Source organism: Amycolatopsis sp. cmx-8-4 (assembly GCF_046548675.1).
In the GTDB taxonomy this organism is placed as follows: Bacteria; Actinomycetota; Actinomycetes; order Mycobacteriales; family Pseudonocardiaceae; genus Amycolatopsis.
This window is the reverse complement of record NZ_JAEBDZ010000026.1, coordinates 94,127-114,812: the sequence shown is the minus strand read 5'-3', so window position 1 is coordinate 114,812 and position 20,686 is coordinate 94,127. Positions and strand designations below refer to the sequence as shown.

The window sequence follows — 20,686 nt, the reverse complement described above, 5'->3', positions numbered from 1 at the left end:
AAGCGTGCCGGTGCGGGGTCACCCGGTTTTGTATTGGTCCGGACCACGGTAGCTCGTGTTCGCGCAGGTCGCGGGCGGTTCACGTGCCCGGTCAGCCCAGTGAATGTCCCTCGTTAGGCTGGTGCGCGTGTGTGGAATCGTGGGATATGTCGGACACCGCCCGGCCTTGGACGTCGTTCTCGGCGGGCTCCGGCGCATGGAGTACCGCGGTTACGACTCGGCCGGCGTCGCGGTCCTCGACGGCGCGGGCGCGCTGAACGTCGAGCGCAAGGCCGGCCGGCTCGCCAACCTGGAAGCCGAGCTGGACAAGGTCGGCCGCGGCAGCTTCGCCGGCACCGCCGGCATGGGCCACACCCGCTGGGCCACCCACGGTGCCCCGGTGGACCGCAACTCGCACCCGCACCGGGACGCCTCCGAGCGCGTCGCGGTCGTGCACAACGGCATCATCGAGAACTTCGCCGCCCTCCGCACCGAGCTGGAAGCCGACGGCGTCGAGATGGCCAGCGACACCGACAGCGAGACCGCCGCGCACCTGATCGCGCGGGCGTACACCGGCGGCGAGACCGCCGGGGACTTCGCGGCCTCCGTCGCCGCCGTCTGCCGCCGTCTCGAAGGCGCGTTCACGCTGGTCGTGACGCACGCCGACCACTCGGGCACGATCGTCGCGGCGCGCCGGTCGTCGCCGCTGGTCGTCGGCGTCGGCGAGGGCGAGCACTTCGTCGCCTCCGACGTCTCGGCGTTCATCGAGCACACCCGCGAGGCCGTCGAGCTGGGCCAGGACCAGCTCGTCGTGATCACCCGCGAGGGCTACGAGGTCACCGACTTCCACGGCGACGCCGCCCAGGCCAAGCCGTTCACCGTGGACTGGGACCTCTCGGCCGCCGAGAAGGGCGGCCACGAGTACTTCATGCTCAAGGAGATCGAGGAGCAGCCCGAGGCGCTGGCGAACACCCTTCGCGGGCACTTCGACAACGGCCGGATCATCCTCGACGAGCAGCGCATCTCCGACCAGGACCTGCGCGACGTCGACAAGGTCTTCGTCGTCGCCTGCGGCTCGGCCTACCACTCCGGCCTGGTCGCCAAGTACGCCATCGAGCACTGGTGCCGCCTGCCGGTCGAGGTCGAGCTGGCCAGCGAGTTCCGCTACCGCGACCCGGTGCTCGACCGCGCGACGCTCGTCGTCGCCGTGTCGCAGTCCGGCGAGACGGCGGACACGCTGGAGGCCGTCCGGCACGCCCGCGAGCAGAAGGCGCGCGTGCTGGCCGTCTGCAACACCAACGGCGCGCAGATCCCGCGCGAGTCCGACGCGGTGCTCTACACGCACGCCGGCCCCGAGATCGGCGTCGCCTCGACGAAGGCGTTCCTCGCCCAGATCGCGGCGAACTACCTGGTCGGCCTGGCGCTGGCGCAGGCCCGCGGCACGAAGTACCCGGACGAGGTCGCCCGCGAGTTCGCCGAGCTGGAGGCCATGCCCGCGGCCGTCCGGAAGGTGCTGTCCACTGTGGACCAGGTGCGGGACCTCGGCCGCCGGATCGCCGACTCGAAGGCCGTGCTGTTCCTCGGCCGCCACGTCGGGTTCCCGGTCGCCCTCGAAGGCGCGCTGAAGCTCAAGGAGCTCGCGTACATGCACGCCGAGGGCTTCGCCGCCGGCGAGCTCAAGCACGGCCCGATCGCACTGATCGAGGACGGCCTGCCGGTCGTCGTCGTGATGCCCTCGCCCAAGGGGCGCGCGGTGCTGCACTCGAAGCTGGTGTCCAACATCAGCGAGATCCAGGCCCGCGGCGCGCGCACGATCGTGATCGCCGAAGAGGGTGACGAGACGGTCCGGCCGTTCGCGGACGAGCTGATCGAGATCCCCGCGGTGCCGACGCTGCTGCAGCCGCTGGTGTCCACGGTGCCGCTGCAGGTGCTGGCCGCGGAGATCGCCCGCACCCGCGGGTACGACGTCGACAAGCCGCGTAACCTGGCGAAGTCTGTCACCGTGGAGTAACACAGCGTAAGCGAGGGGTCGAGCCGTGCAGGGAATCTGGACCACGGAACGGATTCGCGAGGCGGAGGGGCGGCTGTTCGCCGTCACGCCCGAGGGCGAGCTGATGCGGCGCGCGTCGTTCGGGCTCGCCGTGCGGCTCGCGGAGTTCCTCACCGAGCACACCGGCACGGTGCCGGGACGCCGGGTCGTGCTGCTGGTCGGCTCCGGTGACAACGGCGGCGACGCCTTGTGGGCCGGGGCTTTCCTGCGCCGTCGCGGCGTCGCCGTCACGGCTGTCCTGCTGGGTTCGCGGGCGCACGAGGCCGGGCTCGCGGCGTTGCGCCGTGCGGGCGGCCGGGTCGTGTCCGCCGAGGACGGTCCACAGTGGATCGCCCGGGCGGACGTCGTGGTCGACGGGATCGTCGGGATTTCCGCTTCGGGCTCACTGCGCCCCGAAGCCGCGCGGCTGGTCTCCCTCGTGGAAGCGCCGATCGTGGCGGTCGACCTGCCCAGCGGCGTCGACCCGGACACCGGCGCCGTCGACGGCCCGGCGGTGCGGGCCACGCTGACGGTCACCTTCGGCGGCCGCAAGCCGGTGCACGTGCTGGCGCCGACGTGGTGCGGCGAGGTCGTGCTGGTGGACATCGGGCTCGGCCCGGAGCTGGGGGAGCCGTCGATCCGGCGGCTGGACATCGCGGACATCGCGGCGGCCTGGCCGGTGCCGGGCCCCGAGGACGACAAGTACAGCCAGGGCGTGGTCGGCGTCGCGGCGGGCTCGGCGCAGTACCCGGGCGCGGCGGTCCTGACCTCGGGAGCCGCGGTCCGTGCGACGGCCGGGATGGTGCGCTACGCGGGCCACGCGGCCGACATCGTCCGGGCGCAGTGGCCGGAGGTCATCGCGACGGGCACGGTCGCGGACGCCGGGCGCGTCCAGGCGTGGGCGGTCGGGCCCGGCATCGGCACGGGTTCGGAAGGGCGGGACGTGCTGCGGCACGTCCTCGGCGAAGGCCTGCCGGTGTGCGCGGACGCGGACGCCACGACGATCATCGCGAAGTCCCCGGACGTCCTCGACGCGCGCGACCCGGGCACCCCGCTGGTGCTGACGCCGCACGCGGGCGAGTACGAGCGGCTGATGGGCCGGAAGCCGGGCGCGGACCGCGTGATGGCGGCGCGCGAGGCGGCTCGCCGGTACAACGCGGTCGTGCTGCTGAAGGGGTACGTCACGGTGATCGCGGCCCCAGACGGCCGCGTGGCGGTCAACACGCCCCGTGGCGCGTGGCTGGCGACGCCGGGTTCGGGCGACGTCCTGTCGGGTCTGCTCGGCGCGCTGCTGGCGGCGGGCCTGGACCCGTGGCTGGCCGCGGCCGCGGCGGCCCACGTGCACTCCCTGACCGGGGCGATCGCGGCCCGGAACGCCCCGACGTCGTCCTCGGCGCTGGTCCACGCGATTCCGGAGGCGATCCGCTCGATCCGCTCCCTGAAGTGAGCCTCGTGCGAAGAGTTATCGAGTTCTCTGTTAACTCCGGGCGTTAAATCTGGTAAGAAGTGCGTGTGAGCGGCGGCACAGCGTCTGGAGACCGGAAGACCCGGCCGTCCGATGCTGTCGTCGAACAGCGGCGGCAGGACATCCTCGATCACGTCATCGAGCAGGGTGAAGCCCGCATCGACGACTTGACAACAAAATTCAAGGTCAGCCTGATGACCATGCACCGCGACCTCGACGACCTCGACGAACGTCGCCTCCTGCGCAAGCTGCGCGGCAAGGTCGAGGCCTACCCGGCGCTCACCATCGAGACCGCCGCCCGCTTCCGCGACACCCTCCACCACGGCGAGAAGGACGCGCTCGGCGAGGCCGCCGCGAACCACGTCCAGCCCGGGCAGACCGTCTTCGTCGACGACTCCACCACGCTCCTTCCGCTGGTCAAGCGGCTCGCCGAGATCGACGCCCTCACCGTCGTCACCAACTCGCTGCACGCCGCGCGCCTCCTGGGCCCGAAGGTCGACGTCGTCCTCGCCGGGGGCCGCTACAGCCACGAGTACGACTCCTGCGCCGGGCCCGAGGTGCTGAACCTGCTCGACAGCATCCGCGCGGACGTCTCCTTCGTGTCGGTCACCGCGGTCGCCATCGGGCGGCTCTACCACCCCGATCGCGACTACGCGGAGCTGAAGAAGACCGCGCTGAAGATCGCGAACCACAGCGTCCTCGTCGTCGACCACTCGAAGTTCGGCCGCACCGCGACCTACGCGCACGGCAACGTCGGGGACTACGACCTGCTGATCACCGGCGAAACCACGCCGACCGAGGAGATCGAGGCCGCGCTCAACGCGGGCACGGCGATCGAGATCGTCGAACACGTCGAGGAGGGGCAGCCGTATGACAGCTGAGCTGGTGGCCGGCATCGATTCGTCCACGCAGTCGACCAAGGTCGTCGTGTGCGACGCCGAAACGGGCGAGATCGTCCGCACCGGCCGCGCGCCGCACCCGGACGGCACCGAGGTCGACCCCGCCGCGTGGTGGGGCGCATTCCAGGAAGCGACCTCCGGGCTGCTCGACGACGTCAAGGCCATCGGCATCGGCGGCCAGCAGCACGGCATGGTGACGCTCGACGACGGCGGCGACGTCGTCCGGCCCGCGCTGCTCTGGAACGACAACCGCTCGGCGCAGGCCGCGCTCGACCTGATCGACGAGCTCGGCGGGCCGTCCGTCTGGGCGAAGTCCGTCGGCTCGGTGCCCGTCGCCAGCTTCACCGTGACGAAGCTGCGCTGGCTGGCCGACCACGAGCCGAAGCTGGCCGACCGCGTCGCCCGCGTGCTGCTGCCGCACGACTGGCTGACCTGGAAGCTCACCGGCGGCGACCCGGTCACCGACCGCGGTGACGCGTCCGGCACCGGCTACTTCTCGCCGTCCGACAACGCCTACCGCCTCGACGTCCTCGCGCACGCCTTCGGCGGCCGGACGCCGGAGCTGCCCACCGTGCTCGGCCCGGCCGACACGGCCGGCCACACGAAAGACGGCGTGCTCGTCTCCGCCGGCACCGGCGACAACATGGCCGCCGCGCTCGCGCTCGAACTGCAGCCGGGCGACGTCGTCGTCTCGCTGGGCACCAGCGGCACCGTGTTCGGCGTCGCCGAGACCGGTGCCGCCGACGCCAGCGGCGAGGTCGCCGGGTTCGCCGACGCCACCGGCCGCTTCCTCCCGCTGGCCTGCACGCTCAACGCCGCCCGTGTCCTGACGTCGACCGCGACGATGCTCGGCGCGACGCTGAGCGAGTTCGACCGGCTCGCCCTGCGCGCCGAGCCCGGGGCCGGCGGCCTGACGTTCCTGCCCTACCTGGACGGCGAACGCACCCCGAACCTGCCCGACGCCACCGGCTCGCTGGCCGGGCTGACCCGGGCCAACATGACGCCGGAGAACCTCGCGCGCAGCGCCGTCGAGGGCATGCTGTGCGGCCTGGCCGCCGGTCTCGACGCGGTCCGCGCGCACGGCCTCGACGTCCACCGCGTGCTGCTGATCGGCGGTGGCGCGCAGTCGGCCGCCGTCCGCGCGGTCGCGCCGCTCGTGTTCGGCGTGCCCGTGCAGCTGCCCGAGGTCGCCGAGTACGTCGCCATCGGCGCGGCGCGGCAGGCGGCCTGGGCCCTGGCTTCCGGTGCGGAACCCCCGTCCTGGCAGGAAAAAGGGCAGAGCAAGAACCCCCAGAAGACACGGCTCGAGCTGGACGAGCCGACCGAGGCGCAGCGCGCCGAGGGCCACCGGATCCAGCAGCGCCACCTCGAAGCGCGCGAAGCCGCGCACGGGGTCCGGCGGACTTTCGGAGAGGACTGACCCCGATGGCTTCCATCACCTACGACAAGGCGACCCGGCGTTACACCGGCAGCGACCGCCCGGCCGTCGACGCACTGGACCTGGAGATCGCCGACGGCGAGTTCCTGGTGCTGGTCGGCCCGTCCGGCTGCGGCAAGTCGACCAGCCTGCGCATGCTCGCCGGCCTCGAGGACATCGACGACGGCGCCGTCTGGATCGGCGACCGCGACGTCACGCAGCTGCCGCCGCGCTCGCGTGACATCGCGATGGTGTTCCAGAACTACGCGCTCTACCCGCACATGACCGTCGGGCAGAACATGGGCTTCGCGCTGAAGATCGCCGGGCGCCCCGCGTCCGAGATCAAGCAGAAGGTGCTCGACGCGGCCAAGCTGCTCGACATCGAGGACTACCTCGACCGCAAGCCGAAGGCGCTCTCCGGTGGTCAGCGCCAGCGCGTCGCCATGGGCCGCGCGATCGTGCGTGAGCCGCAGGTCTTCCTGATGGACGAGCCGCTGTCGAACCTCGACGCGAAGCTGCGTGTGTCGACCCGTACGCAGATCGCCGCGCTCCAGCGCCGCCTCGGCGTCACGACCGTGTACGTCACGCACGACCAGGTCGAGGCCATGACGATGGGTGACCGCGTCGCCGTGCTGTCGGACGGCCTGCTGCAGCAGTGCGACACCCCGCGCGCGCTCTACGACAAGCCCGCGAATGCGTTCGTCGCCGGCTTCATCGGCTCGCCCGCGATGAACCTCGTCACCGCGAAGCTCACCACCGACGGCGCCGAGGTGGGCGGCGCGCGCGTGCCGTTGACCCGCGAGATCATCGCCGCCGCCGAGGGCGACACCGTGACGCTGGGCTTCCGGCCGGAGTCGCTCGAGGTGTCGGCCACCGAGGACGGCACCGTGCCGATCAAGGTGGAACTGGTCGAGGAGCTCGGTTCGGACGCCTACGTCTACGGCAAGCTTGCCGAGACCGACGCCGAGGGCACCAAGTCCAACGTCGTGGCCCGGGTCGACCCGCGCAAGCCGCCGGCCATGGGCGACACCCTGCACCTGCGGATCCGTCCCGACGAGCTGCACGTGTTCTCCGCCACGTCCGGGGCGCGCCTGTCCTGACCTCGGGTCATGGGAAACTGGGGGTCGTCATGACCCTCAGTTTCCCGAGAGCGCAGGTCGACATCGACCTCGACGCGATCCGCCACAACCTCACGCTGCTGGGCGCCCGCGCGCCCGGCGCCGAAGTGATGGCCGTGGTGAAGGCCGACGCCTACGGCCACGGCGCGCTGCCGGTGGCGCGCGCCGCGGTCGAGGCCGGCGCGAGCTGGCTCGGTACCTGCTCGCTCGGCGAGGCCCTCGACCTGCGCCGCGCCGGGATCACCACGCGGCTGTTCAGCTGGCTGGACGTGCCCGAGGTCGACTTCGCCGCAGGCGTCGAGGCGGACGTCGACCTCGCCGCCAGCTCGGTCGGTGAGCTACGTCGCATCGCCGCCGCCGTTCCCGCGGGTACCCGGGCTCGCGTGCACCTCAAAATCGACACCGGCCTCTCGCGCAACGGCTGCCCGCCCGTCGGCTGGGCCGAGCTGGTTTCCGCGGCGGCCGGCGAACCGCGCGTCGACGTCGTCGCGATCTGGTCCCACCTCGCGTGCGCCGACGAGCCGGGGCACCCGTCGATCGACGCCCAGGCGAAGCGCTTCGACGACGCGTACGACGTCGCCCGAGACGCCGGGCTCGACCCGCTGCGCCACCTCGCGAACTCCGCGGCCGTGCTGACCCGGCCGGACCTGCACTTCGACGTCGTGCGGCCGGGCATCGCGATGTACGGGCTCAACCCGGTGCCGCAGGCCGAGGACCTGCGCCCGGCCATGACGTTCCGGTCCGCCGTCGCGCTGGTCAAGCGCATCGAGGCCGGGGAGTCGGTGTCCTACGGGCAGACCTGGACCGCGGCGCACGACACGAACTTGGCCCTGGTGCCGGCCGGTTACGCCGACGGCGTGCCGCGGTCGCTGTCGGGCCGGATGGACGTACTCCTGGGCGGGCAACGACGTCCGGTCGTCGGGCGCGTCTGCATGGACCAGCTGATCGTCGACTGCGGTGACTTCGAGCCGGACGTCGGCGCCGAGATCGTCCTGTTCGGACCGGGCACGCGCGGCGAGCCCACGGCGCGGGAATGGGCCGACAAGCTCGGCACGATCGACTACGAGATCGTGACGTCGATGTACCGCCCGCGGGTGCGCCGCCGGTATCTGGGAGTGGCCTCGTGACACCTTCACGTCGACTGCTGGCCATCGCCGGCGGCGTCGGAGCCGTGGCCACCGGGACTGCCGCGGCCGCCATCGCGGTCGCCGCCCAGCAACGGCGGCACAGTGAGGACCCGTACGTGGACGAGCCCCTGGGGGAACTGAAGCCGGACCGCACGTCCACGGTCGCGGCCGACGACGGCACCCCGCTTTCGGTCGAGGAGATCGACCCGGAAGACGGCGGCAAGCCCGAACTGACCGTCGTCGGCGTGCACGGTTTCGCGCTTTCGCGGCGGTGCTTCCACTTCCAACGCCGCGACCTCGCGAAGCTGGGGCTGCCGCGCGTGCGTCAGGTCTACTACGACCACCGCGGCCACGGCCTGTCCGGTGCGGCGTCGGCGGAGAACTCGACGATCGAGCAGCTGGCCCGCGACCTCGACGTCGTGCTGCGGTCGCTGGTGCCGACGGGGCCCATCGTGCTGGTGGGGCACTCGATGGGCGGCATGGTGATCATGGAGCTGGCCGCGGAGTTCCCCCAGCTGTTCGCGGACCGCGTGGCCGGCGTCGCCTTCATCGCGACGGCGGCGGGCGAAGTCGGGGCGCGCGGGCTGCCGCGTTCGCTGCTCTCGAAGTACAACCCGCTGACGCGCGCCGCCGGCGGTCTCGCCGGCTGGCAGCCGGGCTTGGTCGAGTTCGTCCGCGCGGCCGGTGGCCAGCTGACGCGCCAGGCCGTGCGCCGGCTGGCGTTCGGCAGCCGCGACGTCGCACCCCGGCTCGTCGACTTCATGCTCGAGATGCTGGAAGTGACGCCGGTGCGCGGGCTCGTGAACTTCGTCGACACGCTCGGCAGCCACAACCGCTACGCGGCGCTGGCCGGGCTGAAGACCGCGGAGGTGCTGGTGCTCGGCGGTGATTCGGACCGGTTCACGCCGTTCGCGCACGCCGAGCGGATCGCGTCCGAGCTGCCCGACGCGGAGCTGGTGCGCGTCCGCGGCGCCGGGCACATGGTGCTGCTGGAGCAGCCGGACCTGGTGACCAGCCATCTGATCGACTTACTGCAACGCTGCTCCGGTGTGGACGGCGAAGATTCGGCCCGGCGGAACTGGTGGTGGCAGCGTTGACGTTGGTGTTTCCCACGCCCGAAGACACGATGGAGTTCGGGCGCTCACTGGGCCGCTCCCTGCGCGCGGGTGACCTGGTGCTGCTCGCCGGGCCCCTCGGCGCGGGCAAGACCACGCTGACCCGCGGCATCGCGGACGGCTTGGGCGTCGGCGGCCGGGTGAGCAGCCCGACGTTCGTGCTGGCCCGCGTCCACCCGGCGGGTGCTGCCGGCGTGCCGCTGGTGCACGTCGACGCGTACCGCCTGGGCGGCGACCTGTCCCAGCTGGACGACCTGGACCTGGACACGGACCTGGAGCGTTCGGCCATCGTCGTCGAGTGGGGCGAGGGCTCGGCGGAACGGCTGTCGTCGGACTACCTGGTGGTCCGGCTGGACCGCCGCGACGACGACGTCCGCGAGATCACCCTGGAACCCCACGGCACCTGGGCCGACCGAGTACCGGAGCTGGCCCGCTCGTGACGCACCCGCCTTCCGGCTCGCCGAAGGCGACCTGGACCCGTGCCAAAAGCCGTGAAGGCCTCTCGGAGTCATGGGGTCGTTGCAACACCACCTCAACGAAAGGTGGAATTGCAGATGGCTCGAGTTCACCGCTGGCTACCACGATCAGTCCAGCTGGACTTCTGGGACCAGATCCGGGCCGGGACGACGGCGAAGCCGGCCGCGCAAGCGGCCGGCTTCGCCCCCGCCACAGGCGGGCGACTGTTCCGCCAAGCTGGCGGAGTGATCAGCAACGCACCCCACCAACCTGGCCCGGTCCGGCTGACTATCGCCGAGCGGGAAGAGATCGCCTGCCTGACAGCCGCAGGTCACGGCCCACGCGCCATCGGCAGAACGATCGGCCGGCCGGCCTCGACAGTGTCACGGGAGCTGGCCCGCAACACCGGCCTGACCGGGACATACCGGCCCAGCAGCGCCCAGCACACCGCCGAGCAACGCGCGAAACGACCAAAGACAGCCAAACTGGCCGCGAACGTGAAGCTACGGGCGGTGGTGCAGGCCGGACTGGACCGCAAATGGTCACCTCGGCAGATCTCCGAGAGACTGGTCCTGGACTTCCCCGACCAGCCGGAGATGCGGGTGTCACACGAAACGATCTACCAGTCCCTCTACGTCCAAAGCCGAGGCGCGCTGCGCCGGGAACTGACCAGCGCGCTGCGGACCGGACGAGCGTTGCGGATGCCACGACGCCAAGCCCAAACCCGGCGGGAACGACCGTCGGGCCGGATCCAGGACATGGTCAACATTTCTGAGCGGCCCGCCGAAGTCGCCGACCGTGCGGTCCCGGGGCACTGGGAAGGCGACCTGATCCTGGGCAAGAACAACAAGTCCGCGATCGGGACGCTGGTGGAACGCTCGACCCGGTTCGTGATGCTGCTGCACCTGCCCCACGGGCGGGACGCGGCCACGGTCGCGACGGCGATGACCGAGATGATCCAGACGTTGCCGCCGCTGCTGCTGGGCTCGCTGACCTGGGATCAGGGCAAAGAAATGGCCCATCACCGGAAGATCACCCTGGACACGGGGTTGCAGATCTACTTCTGCGATCCGCATTCGCCCTGGCAGCGCGGCAGCAACGAGAACACCAACGGTCTGCTCCGGCAGTACTTTCCCAAAGGCACCGACCTGTCCCAGCACACCGCGGATGATCTGATGCGGGTGGCGGACGAGCTGAACGGGCGGCCTCGGGAGACCCTCGGCTGGCGGACACCAACCGAGGCCCTCACGAAGCTACTCTCAGATCAACAAACACCAGGTGTTGCAACCACCGCATGAATCCGCCCCTCCTTCGCGGCTCTTAGCGCCGGTAAGGAGGCCTTCACGGCTTTTCGACAGGCGCCGGGCTAGTCGGCGGGGCTGACCACCGCGCGGGCCACGCCCAGCTGCACCAGGTCCTGTGGGCGTAGGCGGAGCTGGTTGGCCAGCTCCGGGACCTCCGACGCGGGACGCTTCAGGATCGCCGCCGCCGCTTCGGGTGAGGTCACCGAGAAGTACGCGTCCGGGGTCACCCACGTCGAGCCCGGGGCCGCGAACGCCAGCGCGCCGCCCGAGCCGCCCTCGCCGATCACCAGCGTCGTCACCGGGGCCGACGCCGTCGCGACCGCCTCGAACAGGTCCGCGATCGCGCCGCCCGCGCCCGCCTGTTCCGCCGCCGCGTCGTTGGCCGCGCCCGGGGTGTCGACCAGCGTCAGCACCGGGATCGCCAGCCGTGACGCCAACCGGACCAGACGCGCGGCCGTGCGGAAGCCCGACGGCAGCGTCGGCGTGCCGCACTGGGCCGCGTACGCGATCGTGCGGCCGTTGCGCCAGCCGAAGCCGCAGCGGACGCCGTCGTCGACGCCGCCGCAGCGGTCGCCGCTGATGTCCTCGCGCCAGTCGAAGTACGCGTCGAGGTACTCGACGGCCCGCGCCCGGCGTGGGGACCGCGCGGCCTGGACCGCGTCCCAGCCCGTGTCCGGCAGCGCCGCCTCGCGCAGCGCCCGGGGCGGTGGTGCCGCGGCGTTCGACGGGGACGTCAGCAAGCGCAGCCGGCGTTCCAACGCCGGCCCGAGGTCCTCGGGCGCGACGATGGCGTCGACCTGGCCCCACGCGAGCTTCGCCTCCGCCGTGTAGGCCTCGGGGGAGCCGGCCGGACGCACGCGTGAACCGGCGAAGCCGACCTGGGCCTCGGGCAGCGCGAGGATGACGTCGGCGCCCGCGCCGAGCGTCGCCCAGCCGCCGCCGGTCGTCGGGTCGCGCAGCACCGCGATCTGCGGGACGCCCGCCGCGCGCGTCCGCGCCGCCGCCCGCGCCACGCGCTGCAGCTGCATGAGCGCGCGCATCCCCTGCTGCATGCGGCTGCCACCGGTCGCGATCAGCGAGACCACCGGCAGCCGGACGTCGCGGGCGTGCGCGAACGCCGCCTCGATCCGGTCGCCGGTGCGCTGGCCGAGCGAGCCGCCGAGGAACCCGAACTCGAACGCGATCACGACGGCCTCGGCGTCCCCGATCTTCGCCGTCCCGCAGACGACCGACTCCTTCTCGCCGGTGCGCTCTTCGGCGGCGGAGCGTGCTTCGCGGTAGCCCGGCCAGTCGATCGGGCCGTCGGCGGGCTCCTCGCGCAGCGGCGTCGTGAACTCCTCGAAGCCGGTCGAAATCGTGTCGACGACCTCGCGCGCCGGCCGCCTAGTCACCGAGCGCTCGCTTCAGGACCTTGCCCATGTCGTTGCGCGGCAGGGCATCCAGGTACCGGACGACCCGCGGGCGCTTGTGCGGCGCGAGCAGCCGGGCGACGTGGTCGGCCAGCTCCTCGGCCGACGGCCGCTCGCCCTCCGGGACGACCCAGGCGACGATCCGCTCGCCGAGGTCGTCGTCCGGTTCGCCGGTGACAGCCGCTTCGGCGACGCCGGGGTGCTCCAGCAGCGCGTTCTCGATCTCGCCCGCGCCGATCTTGTACCCGCCGCTCTTGATCAGGTCGGTCGCCTTGCGCCCGACGATCTTGACGTACCCGTCGGCGTCGCGTGTGGCCATGTCGCCGGTGCGGAACCAGCCGTCGGCCAGCGCGGCCGCGGTGGCGTCCGGGCGGTTGAGGTACTCGGTGAAGAGGTTCGGCCCGCGCACCTGGATCTCGCCGACGGTCTCGACGTCCTCGAGCACCTCGCCGGCGTCGCCGATCAGCCTGAGTTCCACGCCGCCGAGCGGGACGCCGACGGTGCCGGGCTTGCGTTCGCCGTCCGCGCGGACGCTCGTGTTCATCAGCGTCTCGGTCATGCCGTAGCGCTCGACGACCTGCTGGCCGGTCGCCGCGGTGATCCGCTGGTGGTCGTGCACCGGCAGCGCCGCCGACCCCGAGACGAGCAGCCGTGCGCCGCGCAGAGCGTTGGCCAGCACGCTGTCGGTTCCGACCTCGCCGGCGATGCGGTGGTACATCGTCGGGACGCCGAACATCATGGTCGCGCCGGCCTTCAGCTCGCGCGCGACGCCGTCGGTCGAGAACCGGCCGAGGTGGCGGACCGAGCCGCCGCGGCGCAGCGGGCCGAGGATGCCGAGGATGAGGCCGTGCACGTGGAACAGCGGGAGTCCGTGCACCAGGACGTCGTCGGCGGTCCACGCCCAGGCGTCTTCGAGGGCGTCCAGCGTGGTCGCGATCGAACGGCGGGGGAGGACGACGCCCTTCGGCGGCCCGGTGGTCCCCGACGTGTAGACGATCAGGGCGGGCGCCTCGGCGTCCGGTTCTTCCTTCAACGGCGTGGCCGGGCCGGTCAGCGGGATGTCCCGCCGCGGCAGGCCGGCGAGCCCGGCGGGCAGCTCGACGCCGGGTTCGGCCAGCACCAGCTGTGGCTCGCTGTCGGCGAGGATGTGCGCCAGCTCGCGCTCGCCGATCTTCGGGTTCAGCGGCACCGCGGGCACCCCGGCGAGCAGGGCGGCGACGACGGCGACGCTGGTGTGCAGGGTCGGCGTCGCCCACACGGCGACGCGGCCGCGGGGCAGCTCGGCGGCGAGACCGCCGGCGACGGCGGCGAGCTCGGCGTAGGCCAGGGCCTGTTCGCCGAATCGGAGGGCTTCGTTGCCCGAGGCTGACGTGAGGGCGGGGAACAACGGGTCGGGCACCGCGGGGACCTCCAGCTCGGGGGACTCGCTCCTGCGAACCCCGATTCGCGCGTTGCTAAACCGGCCCAAGGTAGGCCGACCCCCCGAGCGGCGCGTAACCGCAGCTACGAAGTCATTCGGCCGTGACTGTGGTCGGTTTGGCAACGATCGGCACAGTACCGTGCTGATCTGGCCCCCGCAGCGACCGGTTTCACCGGTGATCCGGGCCCGCGAATGCGACATCTCGGCCTGGTCGTAGGCTGGGACACCGTGTTGGTACTGGCGATCGATACCTCGACCCCGGCGGTCACCGCGGGCGTCGTCGCACTGGACGGCGACCGGGTCGAGACGCGCGGCGACCGCGTCACCGTGGACCCGCGCGCCCACGGCGAGCTGATCACGCCGCACGCGCTGGCCGCGGCCGAAGCCGCCGGTGTCACCCTCAAGGACCTCGACGCGATCGTCGTCGGCGTCGGCCCCGGGCCGTTCACCGGCCTGCGCGCCGGCATGGCCACCGCGGCCGCGTTCGGCCACGCGCTCGGCATCCCGGTGTACCCCGTCGGCAGTCTCGACGCGATCGCCGCCGACGTCGCCCCGGGTGAGAAGCCGTTCCTCGTGCTCACCGACGCCCGCCGCCGCGAGGTCTACTGGGCGGCCTACGACGCGTCCGGCGCGCGCACGCACGGCCCCGACGTCCAGCGCCCGGCCGACCTCGAGACCGACGTCAAGGCCGCGGCCGGCGACGGCGCGATCCTCTACGGCGCGGTGCTCGACGTCCGGCCGATCGAGCCGCGCTTCCCGTCGCCCGCCGGGCTGGTCAAGGCCGCTCGGAGCGCCCTGCTCGCGCAGGAGACGCCCGCGCCGCTGACGCCGTTGTACCTGCGGCGCCCCGACGCCGCCGAGCCGTCGGCGCCGAAACGGGTGACCGCGCCGTGAGACTCGATCCCCTGCGCCGCAGGGACATCGCCCGCTGCGTCGAGATCGAGAAGATCCTCTTCCCCGGGGACGACCCGTGGAACGCCCACGCGTTCCACTCCGAGCTGGACATCGGCCACTTCTACCTGGCCGCCCGCCCGGACGAGGGCGACGAGCTCCTCGGCTACGCCGGACTGGCCGTCCTCGGCCGGCGTCGCGGCGAGTACGAGGCGACCGTGCACACCCTCGGCGTCGCGCCGGAGCACCAGGGCCATGGCATCGGCAAAGCGCTGTTGCTGGCGTTGCTCGAGCGCGCCGACGAGTTCGAGGCGCCGGTGTTCCTCGAGGTCCGCACGGACAACACGACCGCGCTCGGGCTGTACAAGCGCCACGGCTTCGAACGGCTCGGCATCCGGAAGCGCTACTACCAGCCTTCCGGCGCCGACGCGTACACGATGGTCCGCCCCGCGCGGACGCGAGACGAGGTGGCGGGCTGATGTCGCGCATCATCATGGGCATCGAGAGCTCGTGCGACGAGACCGGCGTCGGCCTGGTCCGCCTGCACGACGACGGCACGGTCGAGCTGCTGGCCGACGAGGTCGCCTCGAGCGTCGAGCAGCACGCGCGCTTCGGCGGCGTCGTGCCCGAGGTCGCCAGCCGCGCGCACCTCGAGGCGATGGTCCCGACGACTTCGCGCGCGTTCGAGAAAGCCGGGCTCTCACTGTCCGATGTGGACGCCATCGCGGTGACGGCGGGGCCGGGTCTCGCGGGCGCGCTGCTCGTCGGCGTCTCCGCGGCGAAGGCGTACGCGACGGCGCTGGACGTGCCGCTCTACGGCGTCAACCACCTGGCCGGGCACATCGCGGTGGACACGTTGCAGCACGGGCCGTTGCCGGCGCCGTGCCTGGCGCTGCTGGTCTCCGGCGGGCACACGCAGCTGCTGCGCGTCGACGACATCGCGTCGTCGATCACCGAGCTGGGGTCCACTGTGGACGACGCGGCGGGGGAGGCGTACGACAAGGTCGCGCGCGTGCTCGGCCTGCCGTACCCGGGTGGCCCGCCGATCGACAAGGCCGCGAAGAACGGCAACCCGTCGGCGATCGCGTTCCCGCGCGGCATGACCGGCCCGCGCGACGCGAAGTTCGACTTCTCCTTCTCCGGCTTGAAGACGTCGGTCGCGCGCTGGGTCGAAGGCGCTCAGCGGCGCGGCGAGGAGATCCCGGTGGACGACGTCGCGGCGTCGTTCCAGGAGGCCGTCGCGGACGTGCTGACGGCGAAGGCGATCCGCGCGGCGAAGGAGCAGGGGATCGGCACGATCGTCATCTCCGGCGGCGTGGCGGCGAACTCACGGTTGTCGTCGCTGGCGGCGGAACGCTGTGCCGCGGCCGGGATCGAGCTGCGCGTCCCACGGCCTCGGCTGTGCACGGACAACGGCGCGATGATCGCCGCGCTGGGCGCCCACGTGGTGGCGGCCAAGCGCCCGACGGCGGCCCTGGACTTCAGCGCGAACCCGGCCCTCCCGGTCACCGTCATCTCGCTCTAGCCCTCGTGAGTGTTTAGGGCGGTTCTAACCGCCCTAAACACTCACGACGAGTCTGGGCCTACGAAGCCGCGGCATGGCGGTGCGCCGGGGTCCCGACGCCCAGCAGCTCCTCGATCGCCGCCACCGCCAAGACCGCCGCATTGCCTTCGCCGTAAGGGTTTCCGACCTGGGCCGTGCGCAGCTCGCCGCGCAGCAGCCGGGCCGCGGTGTCGGCGATGCGGGCGGTGTCCGTGCCCACCAGCCACGCGCACCCCGCGTCGACGACCTCGGCGCGCTCGGTGACGTCGCGCAGGACCAGCACCGGCGTGCCGAACGTCGGCGCCTCCTCCTGGATGCCGCCCGAGTCCGTCAGCACCAGCGACGCCAGCCGCAGTGCGCGGACCAGGTCCGGGTACTCCAGCGGGTCCGTCACCGTCACCCGCGGCAGGCCGCCCAGCGCTTCGTCCACCTGGGCCCTGACCTGCGGGTTCGGATGCGCCGGGAACAGCACCTGGACGTCCGGGTGCTCGGCGACGATCAGCTGCACCGCGGCGAGCGTCCGCTCCAGCGGCTCGCCCCAGGACTCGCGGCGGTGCGACGTCACCAGCACCAGCCGCTCGCCCGCCTCCGCGATCTCCATCTCCAGCAGCGCCAGCGCCGTGTCGCGCGCCGGGAGGTCGCGCGCCGCGATCTCCAGCACCGCGTCGACGATCGTGTTGCCCGTGACCGCGATGCGTTGCCGCGCAACGCCTTCCGCGCGCAGCTCGGCCGCCGCGCCGAGCGTCGGCGCCAGGTGCAGCGCGGCCAGGCGGGACACCATCTGCCGCGCGCCCTCCTCGGGGAACGGCGCCGTGAGGTCGTGCGTGCGCAGCCCGGCCTCCAGGTGCACCACCGGGATGCCCAGCCAGAACGCGGCCAGCGCACCAGCCAGCGTCGTCGTCGTGTCGCCCTGGACGACCAACGCGGCCGGGGCGATCCGGCGCAGCGCGTCGTCGAGCGCCGGCAGCAGGCCCGCCACGAGCTCCGCCTGCCCGCCGGTGACGCGCGGCGGGACGTCCAGCCACGCGTCGGCGACCAGGCCGAACGGCAACAGCGCCTGTTCGACCATGCTCTCGTGCTGGCCGCTGTGGACCAGGATCGGCCGGAGCGCCGGGTGCGCGTCCATGGCCAGCGCCAGCGGCGCGAGCTTGAGCGCTTCCGGGCGGGTCCCGGCCAGCAACATCACATCCACCCCGCGGTGCCTCTTTTCCACGTCGTCCAGTTTCCACGAGAATTTGGGACCGGGGCCGCCGGCGTGCGAGGGGCGCACGCCGACGGCCCCGGTTTTCAGTGCTCCCGCGCCTGGGAGAGACGGCGGTTGCGGCGGTGGACGGCGATCAGCGCGACGGTCCCGAGCAGGACCAGCAGCACGCCGACAGCCAGCCACCACCCGACGTCGGCGCCGGTGGCGGCGAGGGTGCCCACCCCGCCACCGGCCACGCCGACGCCCGCGCCCGGCATCTTGTACATCCGGGCCTCACTCAGGCCGTGCGGCGGTTGCGGAGGATGCGCGTCCCGACCGGCAGCGCGATCGCGCCGAGCAGGCCGAGCCCGACCCACAGGCCGGCACCGGACGCCAGTGGCATCGGCGGCGCGGCCGGGCCGCAGGTCGCCGACGAGACGATCACGTCACCGGAGCCGAGGGCGCCGACGACCCCGCCGAGCAGCTTCACGTGGAGGGCGTTGACCGTGAGGCTGCCGTCCTTGTTCTGGATCTGCTCGTTGAGGATGATCGTCGCCACGTTGACCAGGCCGATGGCCACCTTGATCTGGGTGTTCGGCGCCGGGTTGGCGTCGACCGCGCCGATGCTGCCGAGCTTCGCGTCGGCCAGCGTGCTGCTGCCCTTGACGCCTTCCTGGGTGGCGGTGCAGACGGCTTCGACGGTCTTGACGCCGACCGTGCCGAGCGCGGCCTTGAGCAGCGGCAGGCCGACGTCGGCGGTGGTCGCCTTGGCCGTCACCGCGCCGGACTCGTCGTCGCGCTTGGCCTCGGCGGTGATCACGCCGGCGGTCAGGATGCCGGCCGCGGTGGCGCCGGCCACCGTGCTCGTCGTCGGACCGGCGGTGTTCGCGACCGCGAGCGGCCCCACGTTCACCGCGGGCTGGCCGAGCAGCGTCACGCCGACTTTGACGCCGTACGCGGAACCGTCGCCGGGGGCCGCCGAAGCGGGGGCCGCGCCGGCGAGCACGACGCTCGCCACGACCGCGGCGAGCAGTCCGCCGCGTCGCACGAGGGAGCTCTTCATCAACTGGTCCTCCGAATTCGCTGAGTTTCTCGGGGGTTTGGATTCACGTGACTCGGGCGCGGATGCATCCGGCTTGCCTCGATTCGGCACGCGAATCGACTATCGCCAAGACGGCCCCGAATAGCACACCAAAATCGCCGAATCACCGGATCGGGTAGTGCTTTCGAGTAATCCCGCAGGTCGAATCCGACGTCACCCGGACGGCCTAGCAAGTTCGCGGCCGAAACTGCCGAATGGCCGCCTAAACCCCATCTCCGGGTGGAACGCGGGGCGGTCGTGTCATACGCTCGCCCGGGGTCCGCAGCTTGAACGAGAAATCGTCTCCGAGAGGAAAGTCGTGGCCGTAGCGAGCGCTCCGAACGCAGGGATGGCGAAGTTTCCGCTGGTCGTAGCGCTGGGGGCGCTGGCGTCCGCGGGGGCTGTGGTGGTGCTGGCCGAGCGGTTCTACCGCGAACTGGAAGTGCGGCTCGCGGGCGCGATCCTCAACTTCATCACTACATCGGGTGTTTATGTAGCGCCCGATCGAGAGTCTGTTTACTTTGGGTTGAGTGGCGCTACTCCATTCGGGTTGAGAATGACGCCGGAGTGTTCGTCGGCATTCCTTTTGCTGCCACTGATCGTTGTCACGATGGCCATGCTCTACTTCCGCCCCGCGAATGCGAAGCAGCTCTTCTTTTCCCTCGGTATTTCCGCGATCGTCGTCGTGCTGGTGAACCAGCTGCGCATTCTCACGATCGTCGGGCTGGTCCACTGGCTCGGCCAGGACGAGGGCTACTACTGGGGGCACACGCTGCTCGGCTCGATGGTGAGCGTGTTCGGCGGCGCCGTCTCGCTCGTCCTGTTCGTCTGGCTGGCCACGCGGAAGAAGAACGCATGAGCGTCAAGGTCCTGCTGGCGACCACCCAGGCGTTCGCGCTGACCATGAGCGTGGCGTTCCTCGTCTACGTCGTGCTGATCGTGGTGCCGTACCTGCGCCGCAAACCCGGCCCGGTCGGCGACCCGGCGGACTTCACGTGGCACTTCTTCGTCCCGTGCCGCGACGAGCAGACCGTCATCCGCGAGACGATCCGTTACCTGCGCACGACGTTCCGGCACGCGCACGTCTGGGTCGTCGACGACGACTCGGAGGACCGCACCGCCCGCGTCGTCCGGATGCTGTGGCGGCGCAACGGCGGTTACGACCCGTACCTGCACCTCGTGCCACGCGTCCGGCCCGAAGCCCGCACCGGCAAGGGCGACGCGCTCAACGCGGCCTACCGGGCCCTGAACGACTGGATGGGACCGGAGGCGAACCGCGACGACGTCGTGGTCGTGGTGGTCGACGCCGACGGCCGCCCGGCGCCGAACTGCCTCGAGGTCTGCGCGGCGGACCACCTCTTCGGCGACCCGGGGATCGGCGCGGTGCAGCTCGACGTGTGGATGAGCAACGTCGAAACCCCGCCGCCGACGCGCAACCCGGCCGGCCGCTGGTTCGGGCTGAAGCTCGCGCAGCTGCAGGACCTGGAGTTCCGGACGGCGATCGCGGCGATCCAGACGTCGCGCGGCTTCACCGGCACGATCTCGATGGGCGGCAACGGCCAGTTCACCCGGCTCACCGCGCTCGACTCGATCGCCGGCCCCGGCGAGCAGCCGTGGCGCGGCTCGCTGCTGGAGGACTTCGAGCTCGGCGTCCACCTGCTGACCGCGGGCTGGCGCACCGGGTTCACCCCGGATTCCCATGTGGCGCAAGAAGGTCTGTACAGCCTGCGGCGGTTCCTGGTGCAGCGCACGCGCTGGGGCCAGGGCACCATGCAGTGCGCGCGGTACCTGCGGCGGATCTGGGACTCGCCGCACGTCAGCACGCTCGGCGCGGCGGAGATGATGTACTACCTCGCGCAGCCGTGGCTGCAGCTGCTCGGCTCGCTGCTGTACCCGATCCCGTTCCTGCTGCTGATCTTCAGCACCGCCGGCGACCCGGCGCAGATGTGGACGTGGTTCACCGGCGGCGCCTGGATCCTGTTCGCGATCTACGGCTCGTTCGGCCTGCTGCCGTTCCTCGTCTGGGGCCCGATCTACCAGCTGAAGTGCTTGCGCAGCAAGAACATCCTGCGTGGCATCGGCCTGGGCTTCGCCTACGCGGCGTACATCTACACGTTCTACGTGACGTCGTGGCGCGCCCTGTTCCGGCTGATCCGCGGCCGCAACGGCTGGGCGAAGACGCGCCGCAACACCGAGCAGTCCACCGGCGCGAAGGTCGCGCTCGACGCCTGAAAGCCGTGAAGGCCTCCT

Annotated in this window: 19 protein-coding genes; 14 read left to right on the top strand and 5 right to left on the bottom strand. The window is 72.0% G+C overall.

The genetic code is table 11. The annotated features are described in order from the left end of the window. Window positions 1–127: 127 nt before the first annotated feature. The 9 genes from glmS to ACLJQZ_RS38240 all read left to right on the top strand — a co-directional run bounded on the left by glmS (window position 128) and on the right by ACLJQZ_RS38240 (window position 10,903). On the top strand, window positions 128–1,990 hold the full coding sequence (gene glmS / locus ACLJQZ_RS38280) for a glutamine--fructose-6-phosphate transaminase (isomerizing) (RefSeq protein WP_326946042.1): 1,863 nt from the start codon (window positions 128–130) through the stop codon (window positions 1,988–1,990). 25 nt (window positions 1,991–2,015) lie between these two features. After that, window positions 2,016–3,455 carry an NAD(P)H-hydrate dehydratase gene (locus ACLJQZ_RS38275; protein WP_410625329.1) on the top strand — a complete coding sequence of 480 codons (1,440 nt, stop codon included), beginning with the start codon at window positions 2,016–2,018 and terminating at the stop codon, window positions 3,453–3,455. 65 nt (window positions 3,456–3,520) lie between these two features. Continuing rightward, complete coding sequence (locus tag ACLJQZ_RS38270) at window positions 3,521–4,354, top strand: DeoR/GlpR family DNA-binding transcription regulator (RefSeq protein ID WP_410625327.1); 834 nt, start codon at window positions 3,521–3,523, stop codon at window positions 4,352–4,354. Further along, window positions 4,344–5,792 carry a xylulokinase gene (xylB, locus tag ACLJQZ_RS38265; protein WP_410625325.1) on the top strand — a complete coding sequence of 483 codons (1,449 nt, stop codon included), beginning with the start codon at window positions 4,344–4,346 and terminating at the stop codon, window positions 5,790–5,792. The genes ACLJQZ_RS38270 and xylB overlap by 11 nt, the downstream gene beginning before the upstream one ends. A gap of 5 nt (window positions 5,793–5,797) precedes the next feature. Then, window positions 5,798–6,889, top strand: coding sequence for an ABC transporter ATP-binding protein (locus tag ACLJQZ_RS38260; protein ID WP_247060595.1), 1,092 nt, complete (start codon window positions 5,798–5,800; stop codon window positions 6,887–6,889). Between the two features lie 29 nt (window positions 6,890–6,918). After that, window positions 6,919–8,034 (top strand): alanine racemase, encoded by a 1,116-nt coding sequence (gene alr / locus ACLJQZ_RS38255; protein ID WP_410625323.1) that lies wholly within the window; start codon window positions 6,919–6,921, stop codon window positions 8,032–8,034. Continuing rightward, window positions 8,031–9,131 carry an alpha/beta fold hydrolase gene (locus tag ACLJQZ_RS38250; RefSeq protein ID WP_410625321.1) on the top strand — a complete coding sequence of 367 codons (1,101 nt, stop codon included), beginning with the start codon at window positions 8,031–8,033 and terminating at the stop codon, window positions 9,129–9,131. Before alr ends, ACLJQZ_RS38250 begins: the two co-directional genes overlap by 4 nt. Then, window positions 9,128–9,589 carry a tRNA (adenosine(37)-N6)-threonylcarbamoyltransferase complex ATPase subunit type 1 TsaE gene (gene tsaE, locus ACLJQZ_RS38245; RefSeq protein ID WP_410625319.1) on the top strand — a complete coding sequence of 154 codons (462 nt, stop codon included), beginning with the start codon at window positions 9,128–9,130 and terminating at the stop codon, window positions 9,587–9,589. Before ACLJQZ_RS38250 ends, tsaE begins: the two co-directional genes overlap by 4 nt. A 114-nt stretch (window positions 9,590–9,703) precedes the next feature. Then, the gene (locus ACLJQZ_RS38240; RefSeq protein WP_410625362.1) at window positions 9,704–10,903 is read left to right on the top strand and encodes an IS30 family transposase; all 1,200 of its coding nucleotides are present in this window, start codon (window positions 9,704–9,706) and stop codon (window positions 10,901–10,903) included. 68 nt (window positions 10,904–10,971) lie between these two features. Here the strand turns inward: ACLJQZ_RS38240 and ACLJQZ_RS38235 are convergent, their stop codons facing one another. Together ACLJQZ_RS38235 and ACLJQZ_RS38230 are read right to left on the bottom strand one after the other, a co-directional pair. Beyond that, on the bottom strand, window positions 10,972–12,300 hold the full coding sequence (locus ACLJQZ_RS38235) for a carboxyl transferase domain-containing protein (RefSeq protein WP_410625317.1): 1,329 nt from the start codon (window positions 12,298–12,300) through the stop codon (window positions 10,972–10,974). Continuing rightward, window positions 12,293–13,717: an acyl-CoA synthetase gene (locus ACLJQZ_RS38230; RefSeq protein ID WP_410625315.1), complete on the bottom strand. Its 1,425-nt coding sequence runs from the start codon at window positions 13,715–13,717 to the stop codon at window positions 12,293–12,295. The genes ACLJQZ_RS38235 and ACLJQZ_RS38230 overlap by 8 nt, the downstream gene beginning before the upstream one ends. Window positions 13,718–13,966: 249 nt before the next feature. On the opposite strand from ACLJQZ_RS38230, the gene tsaB reads away from it, so the two are divergent. Genes tsaB through tsaD form a run of 3 tightly spaced genes read left to right on the top strand, consistent with a single transcriptional unit; the run spans window position 13,967 to window position 16,154 of the window. Beyond that, complete coding sequence (gene tsaB, locus ACLJQZ_RS38225) at window positions 13,967–14,632, top strand: tRNA (adenosine(37)-N6)-threonylcarbamoyltransferase complex dimerization subunit type 1 TsaB (RefSeq protein ID WP_410625313.1); 666 nt, start codon at window positions 13,967–13,969, stop codon at window positions 14,630–14,632. Further along, entirely contained in the window at window positions 14,629–15,108 is a 480-nt protein-coding gene (rimI, locus tag ACLJQZ_RS38220) for a ribosomal protein S18-alanine N-acetyltransferase (RefSeq protein WP_410625312.1), read from the top strand. The genes tsaB and rimI overlap by 4 nt, the downstream gene beginning before the upstream one ends. Beyond that, window positions 15,108–16,154, top strand: a complete 1,047-nt coding sequence (tsaD, locus tag ACLJQZ_RS38215) for a tRNA (adenosine(37)-N6)-threonylcarbamoyltransferase complex transferase subunit TsaD (RefSeq protein ID WP_410625310.1) — start codon at window positions 15,108–15,110, stop codon at window positions 16,152–16,154. The genes rimI and tsaD overlap by 1 nt, the downstream gene beginning before the upstream one ends. 58 nt (window positions 16,155–16,212) lie before the next feature. Here the strand turns inward: tsaD and wecB are convergent, their stop codons facing one another. From wecB to ACLJQZ_RS38200, 3 genes are all read right to left on the bottom strand, one after another. Next, window positions 16,213–17,364 (bottom strand): non-hydrolyzing UDP-N-acetylglucosamine 2-epimerase, encoded by a 1,152-nt coding sequence (gene wecB, locus ACLJQZ_RS38210; RefSeq protein WP_410625360.1) that lies wholly within the window; start codon window positions 17,362–17,364, stop codon window positions 16,213–16,215. 95 nt (window positions 17,365–17,459) lie between these two features. Then, window positions 17,460–17,642, bottom strand: a complete 183-nt coding sequence (locus ACLJQZ_RS38205) for an LPXTG cell wall anchor domain-containing protein (RefSeq protein ID WP_155548917.1) — start codon at window positions 17,640–17,642, stop codon at window positions 17,460–17,462. An 11-nt stretch (window positions 17,643–17,653) separates the two neighbouring features. Continuing rightward, a complete protein-coding gene (locus ACLJQZ_RS38200; RefSeq protein ID WP_410625308.1) occupies window positions 17,654–18,418 on the bottom strand; it encodes a choice-of-anchor P family protein in 765 nt (254 codons plus the stop codon). Window positions 18,419–18,785: 367 nt separating this feature from the next. Between ACLJQZ_RS38200 and xrtP the strand changes: the two genes are divergently transcribed. After that, the gene (xrtP, locus tag ACLJQZ_RS38195) at window positions 18,786–19,295 is read left to right on the top strand and encodes an exosortase P (RefSeq protein ID WP_410625358.1); all 510 of its coding nucleotides are present in this window, start codon (window positions 18,786–18,788) and stop codon (window positions 19,293–19,295) included. Continuing rightward, the gene (locus ACLJQZ_RS38190; protein WP_410625306.1) at window positions 19,292–20,668 is read left to right on the top strand and encodes a glycosyltransferase family 2 protein; all 1,377 of its coding nucleotides are present in this window, start codon (window positions 19,292–19,294) and stop codon (window positions 20,666–20,668) included. Before xrtP ends, ACLJQZ_RS38190 begins: the two co-directional genes overlap by 4 nt. The last annotated feature ends 18 nt before the right edge of the window (window positions 20,669–20,686 follow it).

Bases quoted from the DNA above. Each gene is read 5' to 3' on its own strand.
- ACLJQZ_RS38260 (WP_247060595.1), top strand. From the start codon at position 5,798: ATGGCTTCCATCACCTACGACAAGGCGACCCGGCGTTACACCGGCAGC.
- xylB (WP_410625325.1), top strand. From the start codon at position 4,344: ATGACAGCTGAGCTGGTGGCCGGCATCGATTCGTCCACGCAGTCGACC.
- alr (WP_410625323.1), top strand. From the start codon at position 6,919: ATGACCCTCAGTTTCCCGAGAGCGCAGGTCGACATCGACCTCGACGCG.
- ACLJQZ_RS38240 (WP_410625362.1), top strand. From the start codon at position 9,704: ATGGCTCGAGTTCACCGCTGGCTACCACGATCAGTCCAGCTGGACTTC.
- ACLJQZ_RS38190 (WP_410625306.1), top strand. From the start codon at position 19,292: ATGAGCGTCAAGGTCCTGCTGGCGACCACCCAGGCGTTCGCGCTGACC.
- ACLJQZ_RS38205 (WP_155548917.1), bottom strand. From the start codon at position 17,642: ATGTACAAGATGCCGGGCGCGGGCGTCGGCGTGGCCGGTGGCGGGGTG.
- tsaD (WP_410625310.1), top strand. From the start codon at position 15,108: ATGTCGCGCATCATCATGGGCATCGAGAGCTCGTGCGACGAGACCGGC.
- ACLJQZ_RS38200 (WP_410625308.1), bottom strand. From the start codon at position 18,418: ATGAAGAGCTCCCTCGTGCGACGCGGCGGACTGCTCGCCGCGGTCGTG.
- xrtP (WP_410625358.1), top strand. From the start codon at position 18,786: ATGGCGAAGTTTCCGCTGGTCGTAGCGCTGGGGGCGCTGGCGTCCGCG.